The organism is Micrococcus sp. GPGPB33, assembly GCF_037853785.1.
In the GTDB taxonomy this organism is placed as follows: domain Bacteria; phylum Actinomycetota; class Actinomycetes; order Actinomycetales; family Micrococcaceae; genus Micrococcus; species Micrococcus luteus.
The window spans coordinates 2,407,209-2,429,759 of record NZ_JAQMWO010000002.1 but is presented as its reverse complement, the minus strand read 5'-3'; the positions used below and the strand labels follow the sequence as shown (position 1 = coordinate 2,429,759).

17 protein-coding genes, 1 tRNA gene and 2 pseudogenes are annotated in these 22,551 nt (G+C 75.1%); 16 read left to right on the top strand and 4 right to left on the bottom strand.

Annotated elements, in window-relative coordinates; genetic code table 11:
* Positions 1-53: 53 nt before the first annotated feature.
* Positions 54-1,875: pseudogene (gene thiC / locus POD19_RS11510) on the bottom strand (phosphomethylpyrimidine synthase ThiC).
* 172 nt (positions 1,876-2,047) lie between these two features.
* On the bottom strand, positions 2,048-3,205 hold the full coding sequence (locus POD19_RS11505) for a YkvI family membrane protein (protein WP_044659217.1): 1,158 nt from the start codon (positions 3,203-3,205) through the stop codon (positions 2,048-2,050).
* Positions 3,206-3,278: 73 nt separating this feature from the next.
* Between POD19_RS11505 and thiD the strand changes: the two genes are divergently transcribed.
* Positions 3,279-4,133 (top strand): bifunctional hydroxymethylpyrimidine kinase/phosphomethylpyrimidine kinase, encoded by an 855-nt coding sequence (gene thiD / locus POD19_RS11500; protein WP_044659216.1) that lies wholly within the window; start codon positions 3,279-3,281, stop codon positions 4,131-4,133.
* 196 nt (positions 4,134-4,329) lie between these two features.
* Here thiD and POD19_RS11495 read toward each other — a convergent pair.
* Together POD19_RS11495 and thiE are read right to left on the bottom strand one after the other, a co-directional pair.
* Positions 4,330-4,402: transfer RNA gene (locus POD19_RS11495), tRNA-Arg, on the bottom strand.
* 86 nt (positions 4,403-4,488) lie between these two features.
* Positions 4,489-5,232: a thiamine phosphate synthase gene (thiE, locus tag POD19_RS11490; RefSeq protein WP_036316591.1), complete on the bottom strand. Its 744-nt coding sequence runs from the start codon at positions 5,230-5,232 to the stop codon at positions 4,489-4,491.
* A gap of 145 nt (positions 5,233-5,377) precedes the next feature.
* On the opposite strand from thiE, the gene POD19_RS11485 reads away from it, so the two are divergent.
* The 15 genes and pseudogenes from POD19_RS11485 to POD19_RS11415 all read left to right on the top strand — a co-directional run bounded on the left by POD19_RS11485 (position 5,378) and on the right by POD19_RS11415 (position 22,452).
* Entirely contained in the window at positions 5,378-6,547 is a 1,170-nt protein-coding gene (locus POD19_RS11485; protein WP_073115808.1) for an FAD-dependent oxidoreductase, read from the top strand.
* The gene (gene thiS / locus POD19_RS11480; RefSeq protein ID WP_078026018.1) at positions 6,544-6,786 is read left to right on the top strand and encodes a sulfur carrier protein ThiS; all 243 of its coding nucleotides are present in this window, start codon (positions 6,544-6,546) and stop codon (positions 6,784-6,786) included. Before POD19_RS11485 ends, thiS begins: the two co-directional genes overlap by 4 nt.
* Positions 6,787-6,789: 3 nt before the next feature.
* Positions 6,790-7,608 (top strand): thiazole synthase, encoded by an 819-nt coding sequence (locus tag POD19_RS11475; protein WP_036316581.1) that lies wholly within the window; start codon positions 6,790-6,792, stop codon positions 7,606-7,608.
* Positions 7,605-8,801 (top strand): molybdopterin-synthase adenylyltransferase MoeB, encoded by a 1,197-nt coding sequence (moeB, locus tag POD19_RS11470; RefSeq protein WP_041105268.1) that lies wholly within the window; start codon positions 7,605-7,607, stop codon positions 8,799-8,801. The genes POD19_RS11475 and moeB overlap by 4 nt, the downstream gene beginning before the upstream one ends.
* 113 nt (positions 8,802-8,914) lie before the next feature.
* Positions 8,915-10,585, top strand: a complete 1,671-nt coding sequence (argS, locus tag POD19_RS11465; RefSeq protein WP_069942038.1) for an arginine--tRNA ligase — start codon at positions 8,915-8,917, stop codon at positions 10,583-10,585.
* An 8-nt stretch (positions 10,586-10,593) separates the two neighbouring features.
* Positions 10,594-12,066 (top strand): diaminopimelate decarboxylase, encoded by a 1,473-nt coding sequence (lysA, locus tag POD19_RS11460; RefSeq protein ID WP_078026021.1) that lies wholly within the window; start codon positions 10,594-10,596, stop codon positions 12,064-12,066.
* A 171-nt stretch (positions 12,067-12,237) separates the two neighbouring features.
* A complete protein-coding gene (locus POD19_RS11455; RefSeq protein ID WP_036313081.1) occupies positions 12,238-13,560 on the top strand; it encodes a homoserine dehydrogenase in 1,323 nt (440 codons plus the stop codon).
* 3 nt (positions 13,561-13,563) lie between these two features.
* Complete coding sequence (gene thrC / locus POD19_RS11450; RefSeq protein ID WP_036313078.1) at positions 13,564-14,676, top strand: threonine synthase; 1,113 nt, start codon at positions 13,564-13,566, stop codon at positions 14,674-14,676.
* 3 nt (positions 14,677-14,679) lie between these two features.
* Positions 14,680-15,633 (top strand): homoserine kinase, encoded by a 954-nt coding sequence (gene thrB / locus POD19_RS11445; protein WP_144818308.1) that lies wholly within the window; start codon positions 14,680-14,682, stop codon positions 15,631-15,633.
* A gap of 319 nt (positions 15,634-15,952) precedes the next feature.
* A complete protein-coding gene (gene rho, locus POD19_RS11440) occupies positions 15,953-18,022 on the top strand; it encodes a transcription termination factor Rho (RefSeq protein WP_078026023.1) in 2,070 nt (689 codons plus the stop codon).
* 114 nt (positions 18,023-18,136) lie between these two features.
* Positions 18,137-19,246, top strand: a complete 1,110-nt coding sequence (gene prfA, locus POD19_RS11435) for a peptide chain release factor 1 (protein WP_010079025.1) — start codon at positions 18,137-18,139, stop codon at positions 19,244-19,246.
* A complete protein-coding gene (gene prmC, locus POD19_RS11430; protein WP_078026024.1) occupies positions 19,243-20,145 on the top strand; it encodes a peptide chain release factor N(5)-glutamine methyltransferase in 903 nt (300 codons plus the stop codon). The genes prfA and prmC overlap by 4 nt, the downstream gene beginning before the upstream one ends.
* A pseudogene (locus POD19_RS11425) lies at positions 20,142-20,872 on the top strand (L-threonylcarbamoyladenylate synthase). Before prmC ends, POD19_RS11425 begins: the two are co-directional and overlap by 4 nt.
* 9 nt (positions 20,873-20,881) lie before the next feature.
* Positions 20,882-22,021, top strand: coding sequence for an MraY family glycosyltransferase (locus POD19_RS11420; protein WP_078026025.1), 1,140 nt, complete (start codon positions 20,882-20,884; stop codon positions 22,019-22,021).
* Positions 22,018-22,452, top strand: a complete 435-nt coding sequence (locus POD19_RS11415) for a hypothetical protein (RefSeq protein ID WP_036313059.1) — start codon at positions 22,018-22,020, stop codon at positions 22,450-22,452. Before POD19_RS11420 ends, POD19_RS11415 begins: the two co-directional genes overlap by 4 nt.
* Positions 22,453-22,551: the final 99 nt, after the last annotated feature.

The following is a 22,551-nucleotide window of genomic DNA, read 5'->3' as shown; positions in this document are numbered from 1 at the left end:
CGGGGAGGTGCTCAAGGCCGGCACCCTGGCCCCCGCGCCGCGGCACGGGCCGCTCAGTCCCTCGCGAGCACCGCGTCCCCCTCGGGCCGGCGCAGACTCGGCTCGGGCAGGTACACGGACCCGCCGGCGGCCCGGAACTCCGCGGACTTGGCGGCCATGCCGGCCTCGGCGATCCGCGCCTGCTCGGACGCGCCGCCGAATTCGCTGCGGATGTCCTGGCTGATGCGCATGGAGCAGAACTTCGGCCCGCACATCGAGCAGAAGTGGGCGGTCTTGGCGGGCTCGGCCGGCAGCGTCTCGTCGTGGTACTCCTCGGCGAGCTGCGGGTCCAGGCCGAGGCCGAACTGGTCGCGCCAGCGGAACTCGAAGCGCGCCTTGGACAGGGCGTCGTCGCGGTCGCGGGCGCCGGGGTGGCCCTTGGCGACGTCGGCGGCGTGCGCGGCGATCTTGTAGGTGATCACACCCGTCTTCACGTCGTCCCGGTTCGGCAGGCCCAGGTGCTCCTTGGGCGTGACGTAGCAGAGCATCGCGGTGCCGTAGCGGGCGATCTCGGTGGCGCCGATGGCCGAGGTGATGTGGTCGTACGCCGGGGCGATGTCCGTGACGAGGGGGCCGAGCGTGTAGAACGGGGCGCCCTTGCACAGCTCCTGCTGGCGCTCCACGTTCTCCCGCACCAGGTGCAGCGGGATATGGCCGGGGCCCTCCACCATGACCTGGACGTCGTACGCCCACGCCCGCTCCGTCAGCTCGGCCAGCGTGTCGAGCTCGGCGAACTGGGCGGCGTCGTTGGCGTCGGCCACGGAGCCCGGCCGCAGGCCGTCGCCCAGGGAGAACGCGACGTCGTAGCGCGCGAAGATCTCGCAGAGCTCGTCGTAGTTCTCGTAGAGGAAGTTCTCCTTGTGGTGGCCCAGGCACCAGCCGGCCATGATCGAGCCGCCGCGGGAGACGATGCCGGTCACGCGGTCCGCGGACAGCGGCACGTGGCGCAGCAGCACGCCGGCGTGCACGGTCATGTAGTCCACGCCCTGCTCGCACTGCTCGATCACGGTGTCGCGGAAGATCTCCCAGGTCAGGGCCTGGTGGTCGCCGCCGACCTTCTCGAGGGCCTGGTAGATCGGCACGGTGCCGATCGGCACGGGGGAGTTGCGCAGGATCCACTCGCGGGTGGTGTGGATGTCGTCGCCCGTGGACAGGTCCATCACGGTGTCCGCGCCCCAGCGGGTGGCCCACTGCAGCTTCGAGACCTCCTCGGCGATCGACGACGTCACCGCCGAGTTGCCGATGTTCGCGTTGACCTTCACGGCGAACGCCTTGCCGATGATCATCGGCTCCGACTCGGGGTGGTTCACGTTCGCCGGGATGATGGCGCGGCCGGCCGCGACCTCGGAGCGCACCAGCTCCACGTCCACGCCCTCGCGCAGGGCGACGTAGCGCATCTCCGGGGTGATCTCGCCGCGCCGGGCGTAGTGCATCTGGGTGACGCGCGCGCCCTCCTTGGCGCGCAGCGGGGGCGGCGCTCGCCGGCCCACTCCTGTGAGGCGGCGCCGCGGCGCACGGCCGAGCGGCCGTCGTCGAGCAGGTCGCGCTCGCGGCCCTCGTACTCCTCGACGTCGCCGCGGGCGCGGATCCACTCGGCGCGCTGGGCCGGCAGGCCGCGCTCGGGCACGGAGCCCGGGCCCATGGTGCGGTAGACGGTCAGGGGCGCGTTGGGCGTGCCGTCGGGGGAGTCGTCCTGGTGGACCTCGGTGACGGGCACGCGGATGCCGTGCTCGGCGTCCTCGAGCCATCCCAGACGGTGCGTGGGGTAGTTCTCCTCGGCGACGACCTCGGCCGTCGACTCGGCTGCGGGCAGGGGGTGCGCTCGGAAACGGACATGGCCGCTGCTCCTTCTTCCTTCGCCGGAATGACCCGGACAGGTTCAGACGGTCTCCGGGCGGCGTCAGCCCGGTCTCAGCCCCGTGCCGTGGGGCTCCCGTGGGATGCGAGCGACCCTAGCACGTCCCCCGCGGCGCCTCACCGTCCGCCGTCCGGCCATGCGGCCGGGCGCTCAGGCGCGCGCCGCGCGGGCCGCCCGGCGGCGTACCGTGGAGCGCTCGACGATCCACGTCACGACCAGCATCACGATGATGACGAGGCCGGCGTAGCCGAGGACGGGGTAGACGGTGCCCACGAGGTCGGAGAAGCCGACGCTCGAGAGCAGGGTGGCGGCCAGGGCCGTGACGACGGCGATGACCCAGCCCGGCACGCGGCGCATCGAGGACAGCAGGGCGATGCGCTCCACCCCGCCGTACAGGCACGAGACCGCCGTCGTGAACTGCGCCAGCAGCAGGACGACCGTGTACAGCAGGGCGGCCCAGCCGCCGATCATCGCGGCCAGCTCGACCATGGGCAGCTCGGCGCGGCCGATCAGCTGGGCGTGGGCGGTCATCGCGGCCATCACCGCGCCGGCCATCACCACGAGGCCCAGGGCCCCGAGCCCGGCCCCGGCGACGAGGGAGCGGCCCGACGAGGAGCTCTCCTCGCCGATCGGGGCGAGCACCGCGTAGGCCAGCTGGATGTTGAAGGCCACGTACAGCACGCCCGAGAGCCACCACTGGTTGATCAGCGGGGACGAGGTCACGAGCGCGGCGACGTCGTCCACCGCGGCCCCCGGGTTCGCCAACCCCCACACCGCGACGCCGACGGCGACCACGATGATCAGGGGGACCACCACGGCCTGGACGCGCACGAGGCCCGTGATGCCGGCCAGCACCGAGACCACGCAGACGGTGGCCATCACCAGCGAGCCCACGAGCGAGGGCAGCCCGAACGCGGTGTGCACCGCCGCCCCGGCCCCGGCCAGCATGATCACCAGCGTCCCCAGCAGGGACGTGGTGATGGACAGGTCCGCGAACCAGGTGGGCACGCGCGACGTCGTGGGGTTCACGATCCGGTGGATGTCCGTGGTCCGCAGCTTCTGCGCCAGCCGCAGCACGATCACCGCGAGCAGGAAGAACAGCGCGCCGGCGATCACGAGCGCCCCCGTGCCGCCCCAGAGGCCGAAGCTCACGAAGTACTGCAGGATCTCGTTGCCCGAGGCGTACCCGGCGCCGATGGTGGTGCCGATGAACGTGGCGGCGATCCCGAGCGGGGAGGTCGGCCGCAGCGGCGCCGACTCCTCGGCTCGGCCGGGGTGCGCGGGAGAGCTCTCTGTGACGTGGGACATGCGACTACATTCTCATGGGCGGGATCGGCCCGGCCCGGGCGGCCGATCCGCCCCGACCCGAAGGAGCCCCCGCATGACCTCCGCCGTCCCCCGTGTGCTCAGCATCGCCGGCTCCGACTCCGGCGGCGGCGCCGGTGTCCAGGCCGACCTGAAGACCATCGCCGCGTGGGGCGGCTACGGGATGACCGCGATCACCGCGATCACCGCCCAGAACACGCAGGGCGTGCAGGCCGTCCACCCGCTGCCGGTGGACGTGGTGCGCGCCCAGCTCGACTCGGTCGCCGCCGACATCGCCGTGGACGCCGTGAAGATCGGCATGCTCGGCACGGTGGAGCTCATGCGGGCCGTCGCCGGCTGGCTCGAGGAGACCCGGCCCGCCGTCGTCGTGCTGGACCCGGTCATGGTGGCCTCGAGCGGGGACGCCCTCACCGCGGTCGGCGACGACGACGGGCGCGCCGCGTGGGCCCGGCTGCTGCGGGTGGCGCACCTGGTGACACCCAACCTGCCCGAGCTGGCCCGGCTGACCGGGCGGGACGCGACGGACTGGGACGCCGCCCTCGACGCGGCGCGGGGCCTGGCCGCCGAGCACGGGGTGACGGTGCTGCTCAAGGGCGGGCACCTGGACGAGACCGAGGCGCCCGAGGCCGCAGCGGCGGAGGTGCCGGACGCCGTCGTGCGCGTGGGCGGGGCCGTGCACGAGGTGCGCGGCCCGCGCGTGACGACCCGCGCCTCGCACGGCACCGGCTGCACCCTCTCCTCGGCCCTGGCCACGCTGGCCGGGGCGGGCCTGAGCTGGGACGACGCACTCGAGCGGGCCAAGCCGTGGCTGGCCGACGCGATGCGGGCGGGGGAGGCGCTCGCGGTCGGGGACGCCTCGCGGCCGACGTGGCACGGGCCCGTCGACCACGGTCATGCGCAGCGGGGCTGAGGGCGGGACCTCCGGGCTTCGACACGTTCGAGGCGGGAAATCCGGCGAATACGCACCTCGGGACGTCCTATGAGGTCGATTTCCCGCCTCGAATGCCGGTGACCCGGACCTCCCGCTCCGCTCGAGCGTCCGGGTCCGCAGAACGCAGAAGAGCCGGACCACCGTGTCGCCACGGGGGTCCGGCTCTGTTCGCTCGTGCCCCCGGCAGGATTCGAACCTGCGGCCTTCTGCTCCGGAGGCAGACGCTCTATCCCCTGAGCTACGGAGGCGGGGGTCGCGACGCGTCGAGCGCGTTGCGGACTCGTCGACTCTACACCATCAGGACGGCCCGTCCGTGACCTCCCCGCGGGGCGCGTCAGCCGGGCAGGCCCGCGCGCAGGGTCCGGGCCGCGGCCTCGGGGTCCTCGGCCTGCGTCACGGCGCGGACCACCACGATCCGTTCCGCCCCGGCCGCGCGGACCTCGGGCAGCCGGTCCGCGTCGACGCCGCCGATGGCGAACCACGGCCGCGCCCCCGCCGGGTCCTCCGCGTCCAGGCGTGCGGCGAGGGTCGGCAGTTCCAGTCCGACGGCGGCCCGGCCCGGCTTCGTGGGCGTCGCCCACACCGGCCCCGTGCAGAAGTAGTCCAGGCCGTCCTCCGCGCGGGCGCCGCGCACCTGCGCCTCGGTGTGGCACGAGCGGCCGAGCACCACGTCCGGGCCCAGCAGGGCGCGGCACTGCGCGGTGGTCAGGTCGGTCTGGCCCGTGTGGAACACGTCCACCCCGGCCAGGGCGGCGACGTCGGCGCGGTCGTTGGCGGCCGAGAGCGCCCCGTGCTCCCGGGCCAGCGGGACGAGCGTGGCGAACGCGGCCAGCTCGACCGCCACGTCCACGGCCTTGTCCCGCACCTGGATCACGTCTACTCCGCCGCGGAACGCCGCCGCGCAGAAGTCGGCGAACGCGGCCGTGTCGAGCGTGCCGTCCGGGCGCAGGAACCGCTGCAGGTCGGTGCAGACGTACAGCCGGGAGGCGGCGAGGCGGGCGCGGCGGCGCGCGCCGGGGCCGGTGCCGCCGTCGTCGCGGCCGGCCGCGGTCATCAGGAGCGGATCGGGGGAGTGCATGCGCCCACTGTGGCAGACTGGCCGCTGTTCCATGGGAGCCCGGGCCGCACACGCCGGGCTGAGAGGGCCGCAGGGGCGCACCGCGCCGGCGCGGCCGACCATCACCACTCGATGCGGGTCATGCCGCCGTGAGGAGGACCGGTCCGTGCACGTGGCCGTCGTCGGGGCCGGGATCATCGGCCTCACCGCCGCCGTGCGTCTGCGTGCCGCAGGCCACGCCGTCACCCTGATCGCCCCCGAGCTGGACGCCGCCGGGCGCCCGCACGCCGTGGCCGGGGCCACCCACGCCGCGGCGGGGATGCTCGCGCCGCTCGCCGAGACCCAGTTCAGCCAGGACGACCTCGCCCCGCTGCTGCAGGCCGGCTGGGAGGCCTACCCGGCCCTCGTGGACCTGCTCGCCGCCTTCACCGATGTGGAGACGGGCTTCCTCGCACAGGGCGCCTGGATCGTGGCCGCGGACCCCTCGGACGCCCGCGCCTGGGACCACGTGCTCGAGCACGCCTCGATCCTCGGTCGCCGGGTCGAGCCCGTCTCCGTCCGCGCGCTGCGCCGCGCCGAGCCCGCCCTGGCCCCGGGCCTGGCCGCCGGCTTCGACGCCCCGGACGACCATCAGGTGGACCCGCGACGGCTCGCCGCCGCCTGCGTCGCCGCCCTGCGCGCCGAGACCGGACCCGACGGCGGCCCGCTCCCGGTCGGCGCCGGACCCGCCGCCCGGTTCGTGGCCGGACGCGTCACCGCCGCCGGCCCGGAGGGCGAGGGGGTGCGCCTCACGCTGGCCGACGGGGGCGTCCTCACCGCCGACGGCGCGGTCCTCGCCGCGGGCCTGGGCCACCGCGGGATCGGCGGCGCGGCCACCGCCGTCGAGGTCCCGCTGCGCCCCGTCCACGGCGACGTGCTGCGTCTGCGGGTGCGCCCCGAGCAGCTGCTGCCGGGGGAGTCGCACCTGATCACCCGCACCGTCCGCGGCCTCGTCCACGGGCGCCAGGTCTACCTCGTGCCCCGCGCGGACGGCACCCTCGTGGTCGGCGCCTCGGCCCGCGAGGACGGCCTGGCCGGCACCTCCGCCGGGGCCGTGCTGGACCTGCTCGCCGACGCCGCCGCGATCCTGCCCGCCGTCCGCGAGTGCGAGCTGGTCGAGATCACCACCGCCGCCCGCCCCGGCACCCCCGACGACGCCCCGCGCGTGCTTACCGTGCCCGAGGCCCCGGGCGCCGTCGTCGCCACCGGCTTCCACCGTCACGGGATCCTGCTCGCCCCCTGGGCGGCCGGGCGGATCCTCGAGCTGCTGCACGCCCGCCTGAAGGAGATCGCATGAGCACCCTCACCCTGACCCTCAACGGAGAGCCCGCCGAGCTGGCCGTGGCCACCGTCCGCGACGTCGTCGCGCACGTCACCGGGCGCGCGATCGGCGAGGACGGCGCCGCCGCGGATGGGCGGCGGCTCGGCGTGGCCGTGGCGGTCGGCGGCGAGGTCGTGCCCCGGTCGGCCTGGGCCACCCGGGAGCTGGCCGCCGGGGACGAGGTCGACGTCGTCACCGCGGTGCAGGGGGGCTGAGCGATGGCCGAGCACCGCACCCCGCCCGCCGCCCCCGCGATCCCGCCGCTGCGGATCGGCGGCTACGACCTGGCCTCCCGGCTCATCATGGGCACGGGCGGCATCACCGACCTGACCGCCCTCGAGGGCGCCCTCGTCGCCTCCGGCACCACGCTCACCACCGTGGCGCTGCGCCGCTGGTCCGCGGACACCCGTGACGGCCTGGTCGCGCTGCTGGACCGCCTCGGCATCGACGTGCTGCCCAACACCGCCGGCTGCTACACCGCCCGGGACGCCGTGCTCACCGCCCGGCTCGGCCGGGAGGCGCTCGAGACCGACCTCGTGAAGGTCGAGGTCATCGCCGATGAGCGCACCCTGCTGCCCGACGTCGTCGAGACCCTCGAGGCCACCGAGCGGCTCGCCGCCGACGGCTTCACCGTCCTGGCCTACACCTCGGACGACCCCGCCATGGCGCTGCGCCTCGAGCAGGCCGGCGCCGCCGCCGTCATGCCGCTGGGCTCGCCGATCGGCTCGGGGCTGGGCATCCTCAACCGCGCACACCTGGAGCTGATCGTCTCCCGCGCCTCCGTGCCGATCGTGCTCGACGCCGGCGTGGGCACCGCCTCGGACGTCGCCCTGGCGATGGAGGCCGGCTGCGACGCCGTGCTCGCCGCCTCGGCGATCACGCGCGCCGCCGAGCCCGCCCGCATGGCCCACGCGTGCCGGCTCGCGCTCGAGGCGGGCTTCCACGCCCGCCGTGCCGGGCGCATCCCGCGCCGCGAGCACGCCCTGGCCTCCTCGCCGATGGCCGGGCGGGTCACGGCCGAGGAGGACGAGCGGTGACCGCCGCCCTGGACCCCGCCGCCCGCGAGCCCCGCGACCTCACCGCGCTGTCCGACACCCAGCTGGAGCGCTTCGCCCGCCACCTGAGCCTGGACGGCTTCGGCCCCGAGGCCCAGCTGGCGCTGCTGCGCTCCCGCGTCCTCGTGGTCGGCGCCGGCGGCCTCGGGGCGCCCGTGCTGACCTACCTCGCCGCCGCGGGCGTGGGGGAGGTCCACGTGATCGACGACGACATGGTGGACCGCTCCAACCTGCACCGCCAGGTGATCCACGCCGAGGCGGACCTCGGCCGCCCCAAGACCGCCTCCGCCGCCGCGACGATGCGCGGCCTGCACCCCGAGGTGCGCGTGGTCGAGCACCGCGAACGCCTGACCGCGGCCAACGCGCTCGAACGGGTCGGCGCCGTGGACCTCGTGCTCGACGGCACGGACAACTACGCGACCCGCTACCTCGTGGCCGACGCGTGCGAGATCGCGGGCGTGCCCGTGGTGTGGGGCGCGATCCTGCGGTTCGCGGGGCAGGTGAGCGTGTTCGCCCCGGGCGGGCCGCTGTACCGGGACGTGTTCCCGGAGCGGCCCGAACCCGGCGAGGTGCCCTCGTGCGCGCAGGCCGGGGTGCTCGGGGTGCTGCCCGGGATCATCGGCTCCCTCATGGCGGCCGAGGCGATCAAGCTGCTCTCCGGGGTGGGTGAGCCCCTGGTCGGGCGGCTGCTCTCCGTGGACGCCCTGACGATGCGCTTCCGTGAGCTGCGGCTCGTGCCCGACCCCGAGCGGACCCCCGTGACGGACCTGTCCGCCCACGCGGACCAGGCCCCCCGCCCGGACGACGCCGGCGCCCCCGGCTCGGCGGAGGCGTGCGGCGCCGCGGGCGGGGAGATCGCCCCCGCCGCGCTGGCCGCCCTGCTCGCCGACCCCGCCCGGGCCGCGTCCCTCACCCTGCTCGACGTCCGCGAGGACTGGGAGCGCCGCCTGCGCCGGGTCGAGGCCCCCGCGACGGTGGCCGATCGGCACGTCCCGCTCGAGGCCGTCCTCGCGGAGCCGGCGGCCCTCGCGCCCGGGCAGGACCGCGTCCTGGTGGTCTACTGCGCCGCCGGAGCCCGCTCGGCCCGGGCGCGGGACGCCGTCGTCGGGGCCGACCCGAGCGCCGGCGGGCGCGTCCTGTCCCTCGCCGGCGGCCTCGCCGCCTGGCCCGCCTGACCCCCACCCCGACGAACCCTGCGAGATGGCCCCCACCGCGGGCCGGAGGGGCCATCTCGCAGGGTTCGTTCGCACGCGCACGGGCGCGGCGGCCCTTCCGTAGACTTGCGCGGGTGAAGCCCGAAGACCTCTCCGCCCTGCTGTCCGCTGTCCTCACCGACGCCGTCGATGCCGGTGACCTCCCCGCCGCGCTGCGGGAGGAGATCACCCCCGCGCGCGTGAAGGTGGAGCGACCCCGCAGCCGCGAGCACGGCGACTGGGCCACCAACGTCGCCCTCCAGCTGGGCAAGAAGGCCGGGATGGCCCCGCGCGACCTCGCCGGGCTCGTAGCCGAGCGCCTGACCGACAAGCCGGGCATCGCCGCCGTCGACGTCGCCGGCCCCGGCTTTCTCAACGTCACCCTGGACGCGGCCTCGGCCGGCGCCCTGGCCCGCGAGATCGTCGAGGCCGGCCCGGAGTACGGCCGCAACGACGCCCTGGCCGGGCACACCGTGAACATGGAGTTCGTCTCCGCCAACCCCACCGGCCCGCTGCACATCGGACACACCCGCTGGGCCGCGCTGGGCGACGCGATCGCCCGCCTCCTGCGCGCCTCCGGCGCGGACGTCACCGCCGAGTACTACGTCAACGACGCCGGCAACCAGATGAACGTGTTCGCCGACTCGGTCCTCGCCCGCCTGCACGGCCGCGACGTCCCCGCGGGCGGCTACCCGGGCGCGTACGTGCAGGAGCTGGCCGACGCCGTCGCCCTCGAGCACCCGGACGTGCGCGAGCTGACGGACGAGGCCGCCCGCCCGGTGGTCCGCGAGGCCGCGTACCGGCTCCAGATGCAGGACATTAAAAACACGCTCGCCGCCTTCGACGTGCACTTCGACGTGTTCACCTCGGAGCAGACGCTCCACGACTCCGGCGCGATCGAGCAGGCCGTGCAGCGGCTGCGCGCGCAGGGCCACGTCGAGGACCGCGAGGGCGCGGTGTGGCTCAAGACCACGGACTTCGGCGACGACAAGGACCGCGTGCTCATCCGCGCCAACGGCGAGCCCACCTACTTCGCCGCCGACGCCGCGTACTACCTCCACAAGCGCGACCGCGGCTTCGAGGAGAAGGTGTACCTGCTCGGCGCCGACCACCACGGCTACGTGAACCGCCTCAAGGCGATCGCCGCCGCCGCCGGCGACGACCCGGCGACGAACATCGAGATCCTCATCGGCCAGCTCATCTCGGTCAACGGCGCGAAGCTCTCCAAGCGCGCCGGCAACATCATCGAGCTCAAGGACCTCGTGGAGTGGCTCGGCCGCGACGCCCTGCGCTACGACCTGGCCCGCTACCCCGCGGACTCGCCCCTGACGATCGACCCCGAGCTGCTGCGCTCCACCACGAACGACAACCCCGTCTACTACGTGCAGTACGCCCACGCCCGCGCCTCCGGCGCGGCGCGCACCGCGCAGGCCCACGGCGTGGACCGCTCCGAGTTCGACGCCGCCCTGCTCACCCACGCCACCGAGTCGGAGCTGCTGGCCCAGCTGGCGGAGTTCCCGGCCGTCGTCGGCGCGGCGGCGCGCCTGCGCGAGCCCCACCGCGTGGCCCGACACCTCGAGGTGATCGCCGGGGCCTACCACTCGTGGTACGCCGCCTGCCGCATCGTGCCCATGCCCACCGACGACGGGACGCCGCGTCCCGTCGAGACCCTCAACCGCACCCGCCTGTGGCTCAACGACGCCACCGCCCAGGTGCTGGCCAACGGCCTCGGCCTGCTCGGCGTGACCGCCCCGGAGAAGATGTGAGCGCCCGGATGAGGACGCCGCAGCCCGCCCCCGCCTCCCCGCTCGCCCCCGCCTGGCTCCCCGCACCGGGGGACCCGGACGCGCTCGTGCCCGGCCTGTGGGCCGCCGGCGTGGACCGCGCCGCCGACGGCGAGCTCACCGTCCAGGGCCTGCGCGCGAGCGCGCTCGCCGCGGAGTTCGGCACGCCGCTGCTCGTGGTGGACGAGGACGACTTCCGCGCCCGCGCCCGCGCGTTCCGCAAGGGCTTCGACGCCGCCTTCGCCGACCTGTGCGGGGGAGCGGACGTCTACTACGCCGGCAAGTCCATGCTCACCCTCTCCACCGCCCGCTGGGCCGCCGAGGAGGGCCTGCGCGTGGACACCGCCTCGGGCGGCGAGCTGGCGATCGCGCTGGCCGCCGGCATCGACCCGGCCCACATCGGCCTGCACGGCAACAACAAGTCGGACGCCGAGCTGCGCACGGCCCTGGAGGCGGGCGTGGGTCGGATCATCGTGGACTCGCTCGACGAGCTCACCCACCTGGCCGCGCTCGCGGCCGAGGCCGGCCGCCGCGCCCCCGTGATGCTCCGGCTGACCCCGGGCGTGCACGCGCACACCCACGACTTCATCGCCACCGCGCACGAGGACCAGAAGTTCGGGCTCTCCCTGGCCCCGGCCTCCACCGACCGGGACGGCAATGTGGCCGGCCGCTCGCCGGCCGCCGTCGCCGTGGCCGCGGCCCTGGCCGCCGAGTCGATCGAGCTGCTGGGCGTGCACTGCCACATCGGGTCCCAGATCTTCGAGGCCGAGGGCTTCGGGCTGGCGGCCGGACGCGTGCTCGAGTTCCTCGCCGAGGTCAAGGCCGAGCACGGGGTGGAGCTGGCCGAGCTCGACCTCGGGGGCGGCCACGGCATCGCCTACACGGCCGTGGACGAGCCCCGTCCGGCCGCGGAGATCGCCGACGCCCTCGCCGACGACGTCCAGAAGACCGTCGAGCGCCTCGGCCTGGCGTGCCCGCGCATCTCGCTCGAGCCGGGGCGGGCCATCTCGGGCCCCGCGGGGCTGACCCTCTACACGGTCGGGGTGACCAAGACCGTGGACGTGGACGCCCCCGACGGCGGCACCGCGGCCCGCCGCTACGTCGCCGTGGACGGCGGCATGTCCGACAACCCGCGTCCCGTCCTCTACGACGCCGACTACACCGCCGTCTCCGCGCGCCGCACCTCGGAGGCCGAGCCGGTGCTCTCCCGTGTGGTGGGCAAGCACTGCGAGTCCGGCGACATCCTCGTCCGCGACGTGTACCTGCCGGCCGACCTGGGCCGCGGCGACCTGCTGGCCGTGCCGGCCACGGGCGCGTACACGCACGTGATGTCCTCGAACTACAACGCGCTGGCCCGCCCGGCCGTCGTCGCGGTCTCCGGCGGGCAGGCGCGGGTGATCATCCGCCGCGAGACGCAGGAGGACCTGTTCGCCCGCGAGACCGATCCGCGCCTCGCCCGCTGAGGACGCGGGCACGGCGCACCCGGCCGCCGGCCTCGGGCCCGGGTGGGTCCGTCCCGCTCTGCGGACACCGAGTGTCGCGCGGCGGGACGGGCCGGGGCGCCACGCTAGATTCGAGGCCAGCCGGGCCGCGCGGTCGCGCGGGCCCGACCCCACCCTGGATCACGGAGGACCATGCCCCAGCACACCGATGCCCCCACCGCACTCAAGGTCGCCCTGCTGGGCGGCGGGACCGTGGGGTCCCAGACCGCCCGGATCCTCACCGAGGACGCCGACATCCTGCGGGACCGCGTGGGCGCCGACCTCGAGCTCACGGGCATCGCGGTGCGGGACACGGGCGCGACGCGCGACTGGCAGGCGGACCCGGCGCTCTACACCACCGACGCCGAGGCGCTCGTGGACGGCGCCGACGTCGTCATCGAGCTGATGGGCGGCATCGAGCCGGCCCGCACCCTGATCCTGCGCGCCCTGGCCGCCGGCACGTCCGTGGTGACCGGCAACAAGGCGCTGCTGGCCCAGCACGGCGAGGAGCTGTACGCCGCGGCCGCCGCCACCGGCGCGCAGCTCAGCTTCGAGGCCGCCGTCGCCGGCGCCATCCCGATCCTGCGCCCGCTGCGCGACTCCCTGGGCGGCGACCGCGTCACCCGCGTGATGGGCATCGCCAACGGCACCACCAACTTCATCCTTGACCGGATGGACTCCGAAGGGGCGGACTTCGACGACGCCCTCGCCGAGGCCCAGCGGCTCGGCTACGCCGAGGCCGACCCGACCGCCGACGTCGAGGGCCACGACGCCGCCGCGAAGGCCGCGATCCTGGCGACCATCGCGTTCGGCGCGCCGTACACCCTGGACCAGGTGGCCGTCGCGGGCATCACCGCGATCACGGCCGAGGACAACGCTGCCGCCGCGGAGGCGGGCTACGTCATCAAGCTGCTGGCGATCGCCGAGCGCGGCCGCGCCGCCGACGGCGCCCAGGGCGCGGTCCTGCGCGTGCACCCCACCCTGCTGCCGCGGGAGCACCCGCTGGCCTCCGTGCGCGGGGCGTTCAATGCCGTCTTCGTGGAGGCCGAGAACGCCGGCGAGCTCATGTTCTACGGTCCCGGCGCCGGCGGCGCCCCCACCGCCTCCGCGGTGATGGGCGACGTCGTCTCGATCGCCCAGCGCATCGTGCGCGGCGGCCCGGCGCGCCTGCGCACCCCCGTCACCGCCCTGCCCGCCCTGGACCCGGCCGAGGCCCACACCTCCTTCATGGTCGTGCTGCGCGCGGCCGACCAGCCCGGCGTGCTGCGCCGCGTCGCCGGGGTGTTCGAGGAGCACGGCGTCTCCATCGAGACGCTGCGCCAGGTCCCGTCCGAGCGCGAGGACGCCCCCGGCGCGTCCCTGCGGCTGATCACCCACCGTGCGCGGCAGCGCGACCTCGACGCCACCGTCGAGGCGCTCGCCGCCCTGGACGTCGTCCACGAGGTCGCGTCCGTCCTCCGAGTCGAAGGGAACTGACCCATGGCCCACCAGTGGCGCGGCGTCGTCCGCGAGTACGCCGACCGCCTGCCCGTCACCGAGGACACGCGCGTGATCACCCTCGGCGAGGGCGGCACCCCGCTCATCCACGCCCCCCACCTCTCCGAGCTGGTGCAGGGCACCGTGCACGTGAAGTTCGAGGGCATGAACCCGACCGGCTCCTTCAAGGACCGCGGCATGACCATGGCGATCACCGCCGCCGTCGCGGACGGCGCGAAGGCCGTCGTCTGCGCATCCACCGGCAATACGTCCGCCTCGGCGGCGGCCTACGCCGCGCAGGCCGGGATCACGTGCGCCGTGCTCGTGCCCGAGGGGAAGATCTCGATGGGCAAGATGTCCCAGGCCGTGGCCCACGGCGCGGAGATCCTCCAGGTGCAGGGCAACTTCGACGACTGCCTCGAGGTGGCCCGCAAGCTCGCCGAGAACTACCCCGTGTTCCTCGTGAACTCCGTCAACCCGGCCCGCATCGAGGGGCAGAAGACCGGCGCATTCGAGGTCGTGGACACCCTCGGCGACGCCCCGGACTACCACCTGCTGCCCGTGGGCAACGCCGGCAACATCACCGCGTACTGGAAGGGCTACCGCGAGTACGCCGCCCCCTACGTGAACCCGCACGAGGGCGCCTCGGACGCCGAGCTGCCCGCGGTGGCCACGAAGACCCCCGTGATGTGGGGCTTCCAGGCCGCGGGCGCCGCCCCGATCGTCCAGGGCCACCCCGTGACGGACCCGGACACGATCGCCACCGCCATCCGGATCGGCAACCCGGCCTCGTGGGAGCAGGCCGAGGCCGCCCGCGACGAGTCCGGCGGGATGATCGACTCCGTCACGGACGAGGAGATCCTCGAGGCCCATCGCTGGCTCTCCGCGAAGGAGGGCGTGTTCGTCGAGCCCGCCTCCGCCGCCGGCGTCGCCGGGCTGCTCAAGCACCACGCCGCCGGGAACGTGCCGGCCGGCAAGAGCTGGGTCATCACCGTCACCGGCCACGGCCTCAAGGATCCGCAGTGGGCCCTGCGCGGCGCCGACGGCGCCGACGTGACCCCGCGCTCGGTGCCGTTCGACGTGGTCACCGTCGCCCAGGCCCTCGGCCTGAGCTGAGCCATGGCCGCACCGCAGCCGCTGGCGCCCGGGACCGCCGCGTCCGTCTCCGTCCCCGCCACGTCCGCCAACCTCGGCCCCGGCTTCGACTCGATGGGCCTGGCCCTGGAGCTGCGCGACGAGGTGACGCTCACGGTCGTGGCGGGTCCCGACGTCGCGGAGGTCGAGGGGGAGGGGGAGGCCACCCTGCCGCGGGACGGGGCGCACCTGATCCTGCGCCTGGCGCGCGAGCACCTGCGGGGCCGCGGGTTCACCGCGCCGGGGCTGCATCTGCGCGCCGTGAACCGGATCCCGCACGCACGCGGGCTCGGCTCGTCCGCGGCCGCCGTCGTCGCGGCCTACGCCGCAGCCGAGGCCCTGCTGCCGGCCGCGCTGCGCCGGGCACCCGCGGACCTGCTCGAGGCGGCCACCCGCTTCGAGGGGCACCCGGACAACGTCGCCCCCGCGCTCGTGGGCGGGGCCACCGTCTCCTGGACCCGCGACGACGTCCCCGGCCCGGCCACGGTGCGGCTGCGGCTGCACGAGCGCGTGGTGCCGGTGGTCGCGATCCCGGACACCGAGCTGTCCACCCACGTCGCTCGGGGCGTGCTGCCCGCCGACGTGCCCCACGCCGTGGCGGCGGCCCAGGCCGGCCGTGCCGCGCTGCTCGTCCACGCGCTGGCGGAGGACCCCGCGCTGCTGCCGGCCGCCACGCGGGACTGGCTGCACCAGGAGCCGCGCGCCGTGGCCATGCCGGCCAGCGCCGCACTGGTCGCGGGGCTGCGCGAGCGCGGCCACGCCGCCGTCGTCTCCGGCGCAGGTCCCACCGTGCTCGCGCTGTGCGACGGCGTTCAGGCGGCCGAGCACGCCGCGGAGGCGGCGCGTGCTCTGACGGCGGACGGGGCGGCCTCCTGGCGCGTGCTGGTGCCGTGCGTGGCCGTGGACGGTGTTAGGGTGGAATCACTCCACCACGGCTGACCCCACCGCCTCGCGCGGCCCGGGTCTCCGGTGCCCGGGCCAGTGACGGCCGGACGCACCGTGCGCCGTCGGCCGGAACCCCGCCGCGATCCATCCCGTGCTGCGCACGGCCGGCGTGCGGGACCCCCTCCGGCTCGGTCGAGTCCGGACGCCTCCGCCCCGTCACGCAGCGACTGCGCACGATCAGGGAGGCGCCACTGATGAGTTCACACCATGAAACCCGGTTTTCTGGGGCGCCGCTGCGCGGCCCGACCGGATGCACACCGCAGCCCGACGCGCCACGCGCCGCCGGGCCGCATTCGAGGGAGAAGGAACCTTCGTGACCGAATCCACGGAACAGACCACGCCGACGAACGGCGGTGGCCTGGCCTCGCTCAAGCTCGCCCAGCTCCAGGCCCTGGCCTCTCAGCTCGGCATCGCCGGCGGCTCGCGCATGCGCAAGGCCGACCTGGTGACCGCGATCTCCGACCACCAGCGCGGCGGCTCCGTGGCGGACCGCGACGCCGCCGAGCGCGCGGCCCAGGCCCCCGCGGCCCCCGCCGCCGAGGCCGCCCCGGCCGCCGCGTCCTCTCAGGACGCGGCCCCGGCCGCCGAGCGCCCGGCCCGCCGCCGCTCGCGCCGCGCCGACGCCGACACCTCCGCTCCGGCCGCCGCCCAGGACGGGCAGCCCCAGGCCGAGGCCCGCGAGGACCAGACGGAGCAGGCCCCCCGTGAGACCGCCTCGGACCAGGATCGGTCCGAGGGGTCCGAGACCCGCGACGAGGGCGAGGGCCGCCCGCAGTCCGAGCGCCGCTCCCGCGGCCGCCGCGCCGGCGACGACGACGCCCAGCAGGGTCAGGACCGTCGCTCCGACGGCGCCCAGGGCGAGGACGGCGCGGACCGCCGCGGCGACAGGGAGGACCGTGACGACAACGGGCGCGAGAACGGCCGCGGCCGCAACGGCCGCAACGGGCGGGACCGCGACAACGGCCGCGACCGTGAGAACGGCCGCGAGAACAATCGGGACCGTGAGAACGGCCGTGACGGCTCGCGCGAGCAGCGCGGCGACAAGTCCGAGGACGGCGGCCGGGGCGACGGCGGACGCGGGGACCGCAGCCGCCGCGACGACCGCGACGACGAGGGCGGCCGCAACCGTCGCAACCGCCGCAACCGCAACGAGCGCGGCCGCAACCGCCGTGGCCGCGGCGGCCCCGAGGTCGACGAGACCGAGCTGACCGAGGATGACGTCCTGCAGCCCGTGGCCGGCATTCTCGACGTGCTGGACAACTACGCGTTCGTCCGCACCTCCGGCTACCTGCCGGGCCCGAACGACGTCTACGTCTCCCTGGCCATGGTGAAGAAGTACGGTCTGCGCAAGGGCGACGCCGTCGTCGGCGCGATCCGCGCCCCGCGCGACGGCGAGAAGCAGCAGCACCACGGCGGCGGCTCCAACCGCCAGAAGTTCAACGCCCTGGTGAAGATCTCCTCGGTCAACGGCCAGCCCGCCGTCGAGCACCCGCAGCGCGTGGAGTTCGGCAAGCTCGTGCCGCTGTACCCGCAGGAGCGCCTGCGCCTGGAGACCGATCCCAAGCTGATCGGCCCCCGCGTGATCGACCTGGTCAGCCCCATCGGCAAGGGCCAGCGCGGCCTCATCGTCTCCCCGCCCAAGGCCGGCAAGACGATGATCCTGCAGTCGATCGCCAACGCGATCAAGACGAACAACCCCGAGGTCCACCTCATGATGGTGCTCGTGGACGAGCGCCCCGAGGAGGTCACCGACATGCAGCGGTCGGTGGACGGCGAGGTCATCGCCTCCACGTTCGACCGCCCGGCGGACGACCACACCACCCTCGCCGAGCTGGCCATCGAGCGCGCCAAGCGCCTCGTGGAGATGGGCCGCGACGTCGTCGTGCTGCTCGACTCCATGACCCGCCTGGGCCGCGCCTACAACCTGGCCGCCCCGGCCTCGGGCCGCATCCTCTCCGGCGGTGTGGACTCCTCGGCTCTGTACCCGCCGAAGAAGTTCTTCGGCGCCGCCCGCAACATCGAGAACGGCGGCTCGCTGACCATCCTGGCCACCGCGCTGGTCGAGACCGGCTCGCGCATGGACGAGGTGATCTTCGAGGAGTTCAAGGGCACCGGCAACATGGAGCTGCGCCTGTCCCGCCACCTCGCTGAGCGCCGCATCTTCCCGGCGGTGGACGTCAACGCGTCCGGCACCCGCCGCGAGGAGGCCCTGCTCTCGCAGGAGGAGGTCAAGATCATGTGGAAGCTGCGCCGGGTGCTCTCCGGCCTCGAGCAGCAGCAGGCCCTCGACCTGCTCACCAACAAGATCAAGGACACCGCGTCCAACGCCGAGTTCCTCATGCTGGTCTCCAAGACCACGCTGGGGTCCAAGGGTGACGACTGACCGCCCCGTCGCACGGCCCCGTCCCGCCCGGGGAGCTCGTCTCCGCCGGACGGGGCGGGGCCGTCCGCGTCGGACAGCCCGGCCCGCTGAGGCCGGAGGAGGAGAGGCACGCACGTGTTCGATTCGGAGCAGCGGCGCGAGGCCGTGGATCGGCTCCTGGCGGAGCATCGCGAGCTGACGGCGCGCCTGTCCGACCCGGCGGTGCACCAGGACCCGGCGCTCGCCCGGAGGCTGAACCGGCGGTTCGCCGAGCTCGGCGCCGTGGTGACGGCGCACCGCGCCTGGTCGGCGGCCGCGGAGGAGCTGGCCGACGCGCGGGAGCTGGCCGCGGCCGGCGACGACGACGCGGCGGCCTTCGCGGCCGAGGTGCCCGGTCTGGAGGCGGCCGAGGCGGAGGCCGCCGAACGGCTGCGCCGGCTGCTGATCCCGCGCGACCCCGACGACGCCCGCGACGTGATCCTCGAGATCAAGGGCGGCGAGGGCGGCGAGGAGGCCGCCCTGTTCGCCGGCGACCTGCTGCGCATGTACCTGCGCTACGCCGACTCCCGGGGCTGGAAGACGGAGGTCCTCTCCGCCACGCACTCCGACCTGGGCGGCTACAAGGACGTCCACGTGGCGGTGCGGGGGAGCGCGGCCGACCCGGCCGACGGCGTCTACGCCCGGCTCAAGTTCGAGGGCGGCGTGCACCGCGTGCAGCGCGTGCCCGTCACCGAGTCCCAGGGCCGCATCCACACCTCCGCCGCCGGCGTGCTCGTGCTGCCCGAGGTGGACGCCCCGGACGAGGTCCACCTCGATCCGAACGACCTCAAGGTGGACGTCTTCCGCTCCTCCGGGCCGGGCGGCCAGTCCGTCAACACGACCGACTCCGCGGTGCGTCTGACGCACCTGCCCACGGGGATCGTCGTCTCCATGCAGAACGAGAAGTCCCAGATCCAGAACCGCGAGGCCGCGCTGCGCGTGCTGCGGTCGCGGCTGCTCGAGCGGCAGCGGGCGGAGCAGGACGCCGAGGACTCCGCGGCGCGCGCCGCGCAGGTGCGCACCATGGACCGCTCGGAACGCATCCGCACCTACAACTTCCCGGAGAACCGGATCGCGGACCACCGCACCGGCTACAAGGCGCACAACCTCGACGCGGTCCTCGACGGCGACCTCGAGGCCGTGATCGCCTCCTGCCTCGCCCTCGACGAGGAGCGGCGGCTCGCCGCGCTGGGCGGGGACGCGTGAGCGCACCGGCCTGGTCCGCGCTGCTGCGCGACGCCGCCGCACGCCTGACCACGGTGGGCATCGACTCGCCGCGCGTGGACGCCGAGCTGCTGCTGGCCCACGTGCTCGGCCTCGACCGCGGCGCGCTGCTGGCCCGGGTGTTCGCCGGGGCCGTGGCCGAGCCCGCGCAGGCGGCGGCGTTCGAGGCGCTCATCGGACGCCGCGCCGCCCGCGAGCCCGTCCAGCACCTGACCGGCGTCGCGCACTTCCACGGGCTCGACCTGGCGGTCGGCCCGGGCGTCTTCGTCCCGCGGCCGGAGACCGAGCTGCTCGTGGAGACCGTCGTGGCCGACCTGGCCGCGCGGCCCACGGCGGGCGTGGTGGTGGACCTGTGCACCGGCTCCGGCGCGATCGCCGCGGCCGTCGCGGCGTGGGGCGAGGCACGGGGCCGCCCGCTGGCCGTCACCGCCGTCGAGCTCGACCCGACGGCGGCCGACTGGGCCCGGCGGAACCTCGCCCCGCGCGGGGTCGACCTGCGACAAGGTGATGCCCTTGTCGCATGCCCGGACCTCGAGGGCCGCGTGGACGTCGTCGTGAGCAACCCGCCCTATGTGCCCGAGGCCGAGGTGCCCGCCCAGCCCGAAGCGCGGCTGGACCCGGCGCGGGCACTCTACGGCGGGGACGCACCCGGGCTGCGGATCCCGCAGGCCATCGTGCACCGGGCGGCGGAGCTGCTCGTCCCGGGCGGCCTGTTCGCCATGGAGCACCACGAGACGCAGGGCCCGGCCCTCCTGGCCGCCCTCGGCGCGGACCCGCGGTTCATGGGCGTCCGAGTCCACCGGGACCTCACCGGACGGGACCGGTTCCTGACGGCGCGCCGGTCCGGCGAAGCCGCGGCGGGCGCGGAGGTGGAAGAATGACCGACGTGAGTGACTTCATCGACGTCTCGGATCCGGCCGCCCTCGAGAATGCCGTGGCCCGCGCCCGCGAGGTCCTCGCGGACCGCGGCTGCGTGGTCCTGCCCACGGACACCGTCTACGGCATCGGGGCGGACGCGTTCTCCCCCTGGCCGTGGCCGTGCTGCTGGCCGCCAAGGGCCGTGGCCGCACCATGCCGCCGCCCGTGCTCATCGCGGACCGCCGCGTCATGGCGGGCCTCGCGTACGACGTGCCGGAGGAGGCCGAGGCCCTCGCCGAGCGCTTCTGGCCCGGCGCCCTCACGCTCATCCTCAAGTCCCAGCCCACGCTGACCTGGGACCTGGGCGAGACCCGCGGCACCGTCGCCCTGCGCGTGCCCGACGACGCGGTGGCCCGCGAGCTGCTCTACGCCGTCGGCCCCATGGCCGTCTCCAGTGCGAACCGCACCGGCATGGACGCCGCCACCACCGCCGACGCCGCCCGCTCGATGCTGGGGGAGTCCGTGGCCCTCTACCTCGACGCCGGCCCCCGCGAGAGCCGGGATCCCTCGACGATCGTGGACTGCACCGTCACCCCGTTCCGCGTGGCCCGGCAGGGCTCCGTGCCCCTGGAGGAGCTGCGCGCGGTGGTGCCGGACCTGCTCGCCGAGGGCGAGGAGCCCCCGGTCGCCGCCGATCGGATCGCGGCTGAGGACGCTGCCGCGGCGCGCCCCGCCGACCGGGAGGCCTGACCGGCCCCTATGCGCGCGTATCTCGTCCTGGTCATGGTCACGGCCGTCGCCTGCGGGGCCCTGACGCCCCTCATGCGCCGGCTGGGGCTGCGCGCGCGCGTGTTCACCCCGCTGCGCCAGCGGGACGTGCACCGGCACCCCGTGCCGAAGCTGGGTGGCGTCGCCATGGCCGCGGCCGTGCTGGTCGGCTTCGCCGTCGGGGGAGTCGTGCCGTTCCTCCAGGGGATCTACGCGGACGACGCCGCGATGCGCGGGCTCCTGGTCGCCGTCGCCGTCGTGCTCGTCGTGGGCATCGCCGACGACATGTGGGACCTGCGCTGGTGGGTGAAGATGGCCGGCCAGGTGCTGGCCGGACTCGCGGTGGCCCTCGGCGGGATCCGCATCGAGGCCATGCCGGTGGGCTGGATCCCGGTGGGGAACGAGACCACGCAGGTCATCCTCACGGTGTTCGCCGTGGTGCTGACGATGAACGCGATCAACTTCGTGGACGGTCTGGACGGCCTGGCGGCGGGCGTCGCGCTGATCGGCGGCTCGGCCTTCTTCGTCTACTCGTATCTGCTGACGCGGACCATCAACCAGTTCGACTACGCCAACCTCGCCACCCTGCTCATGGCCCTGCTCGTCGGCGCGTGCGTAGGCTTCCTGCCGTGGAACCTGGCCCCGGCCCGCATCTTCATGGGCGAGGTGGGGGCCATGCTCATCGGCCTGCTGATGGCTGCGGCCGCGGTCGCCGTGACCGCTGACGTGAACGCCCTGGACGGGATGCGCTTCCGCAACGTCCCCGCCTACATGCCGATCCTGCTGCCCGTCGCCGTCCTCGCACTGCCGCTCGCGGACCTCGCCCTGGCCGTGCTGCGGCGGACGGCCAAGGGCACCAGCCCCTTCTCGGCGGACCGCGGGCACCTGCACCACAAGCTCGTGGACGGCGGCTACACCCAGGCGCAGGCCGTCGGGCTGCTCTGGCTCTGGGCGTTCCTCGTGGCATGGGGCGCGGTGTCCCTGAACTTCGTGGACCACATGGTCGTCCTGCCCGTGCTCGCCGTGGCCCTGGCCGGAGCCGGCTACCTCACCCTGCATCCGATCGTGGAGCGCCGTCGCGCGGACCGGAACGACGCCGCGGCCCACCCGGACGAGCGGGGGGACGCGTGACCGGGGCGGGAGGTCGCCGACGCCGGCGCCGCTGGGAGAACCGCCGCGGCTGGTGGGGGATCCTCGGGTGGTCCCTGGCCGCGGCGGGGGTTGCCCTGGCGATCACGTGCGCCGCGTGGCTGCTCTCCGTCGGCGGGGAGGCAGCCGGGAGCGCCCTGCTGGGCGGTGGCGCGGTGCTTGCGCTCTCGGCGCTCACCGGGGTGACGACGGCACTCGTCTGGGACCGGGCGCGCGAGGCGGCGCTGCCGGTCAGCGTGGGGCTGTTCGTGCTCAAGATCGCGGTGTTCGCGGTGCTGCTGGGGGTCCTGCCCCGCCCCGGCTGGGTCCGGGCGGACGCGGCGGCGATCGCCGCCCTCGTGACGATCCTCGTCTGGCAGGCCGCGGAGGTCCTCGTCTTCGCCCGGACCCGCCGCGGGATCTACGCCGACTGACCCGCCCGAGGGGCGAAGACACGGAGCCGCGGGCCATGCCGTGGGCCCCGTCTGCGGTACGGAGCACGGGTCACCGTTTGGTATCGTTGGCGGCGAACA

Excerpts from the sequence above, each read along its gene's own strand:
- POD19_RS11505 (WP_044659217.1), bottom strand. The coding sequence starts at position 3,205 with ATGTCCCACGTCACAGAGAGCTCTCCCGCGCACCCCGGCCGAGCCGAG.
- thiD (WP_044659216.1), top strand. The coding sequence starts at position 3,279 with ATGACCTCCGCCGTCCCCCGTGTGCTCAGCATCGCCGGCTCCGACTCC.
- thiE (WP_036316591.1), bottom strand. The coding sequence starts at position 5,232 with ATGCACTCCCCCGATCCGCTCCTGATGACCGCGGCCGGCCGCGACGAC.
- thiS (WP_078026018.1), top strand. The coding sequence starts at position 6,544 with ATGAGCACCCTCACCCTGACCCTCAACGGAGAGCCCGCCGAGCTGGCC.
- POD19_RS11475 (WP_036316581.1), top strand. The coding sequence starts at position 6,790 with ATGGCCGAGCACCGCACCCCGCCCGCCGCCCCCGCGATCCCGCCGCTG.
- lysA (WP_078026021.1), top strand. The coding sequence starts at position 10,594 with ATGAGGACGCCGCAGCCCGCCCCCGCCTCCCCGCTCGCCCCCGCCTGG.
- POD19_RS11455 (WP_036313081.1), top strand. The coding sequence starts at position 12,238 with ATGCCCCAGCACACCGATGCCCCCACCGCACTCAAGGTCGCCCTGCTG.
- thrC (WP_036313078.1), top strand. The coding sequence starts at position 13,564 with ATGGCCCACCAGTGGCGCGGCGTCGTCCGCGAGTACGCCGACCGCCTG.
- thrB (WP_144818308.1), top strand. The coding sequence starts at position 14,680 with ATGGCCGCACCGCAGCCGCTGGCGCCCGGGACCGCCGCGTCCGTCTCC.
- POD19_RS11420 (WP_078026025.1), top strand. The coding sequence starts at position 20,882 with ATGCGCGCGTATCTCGTCCTGGTCATGGTCACGGCCGTCGCCTGCGGG.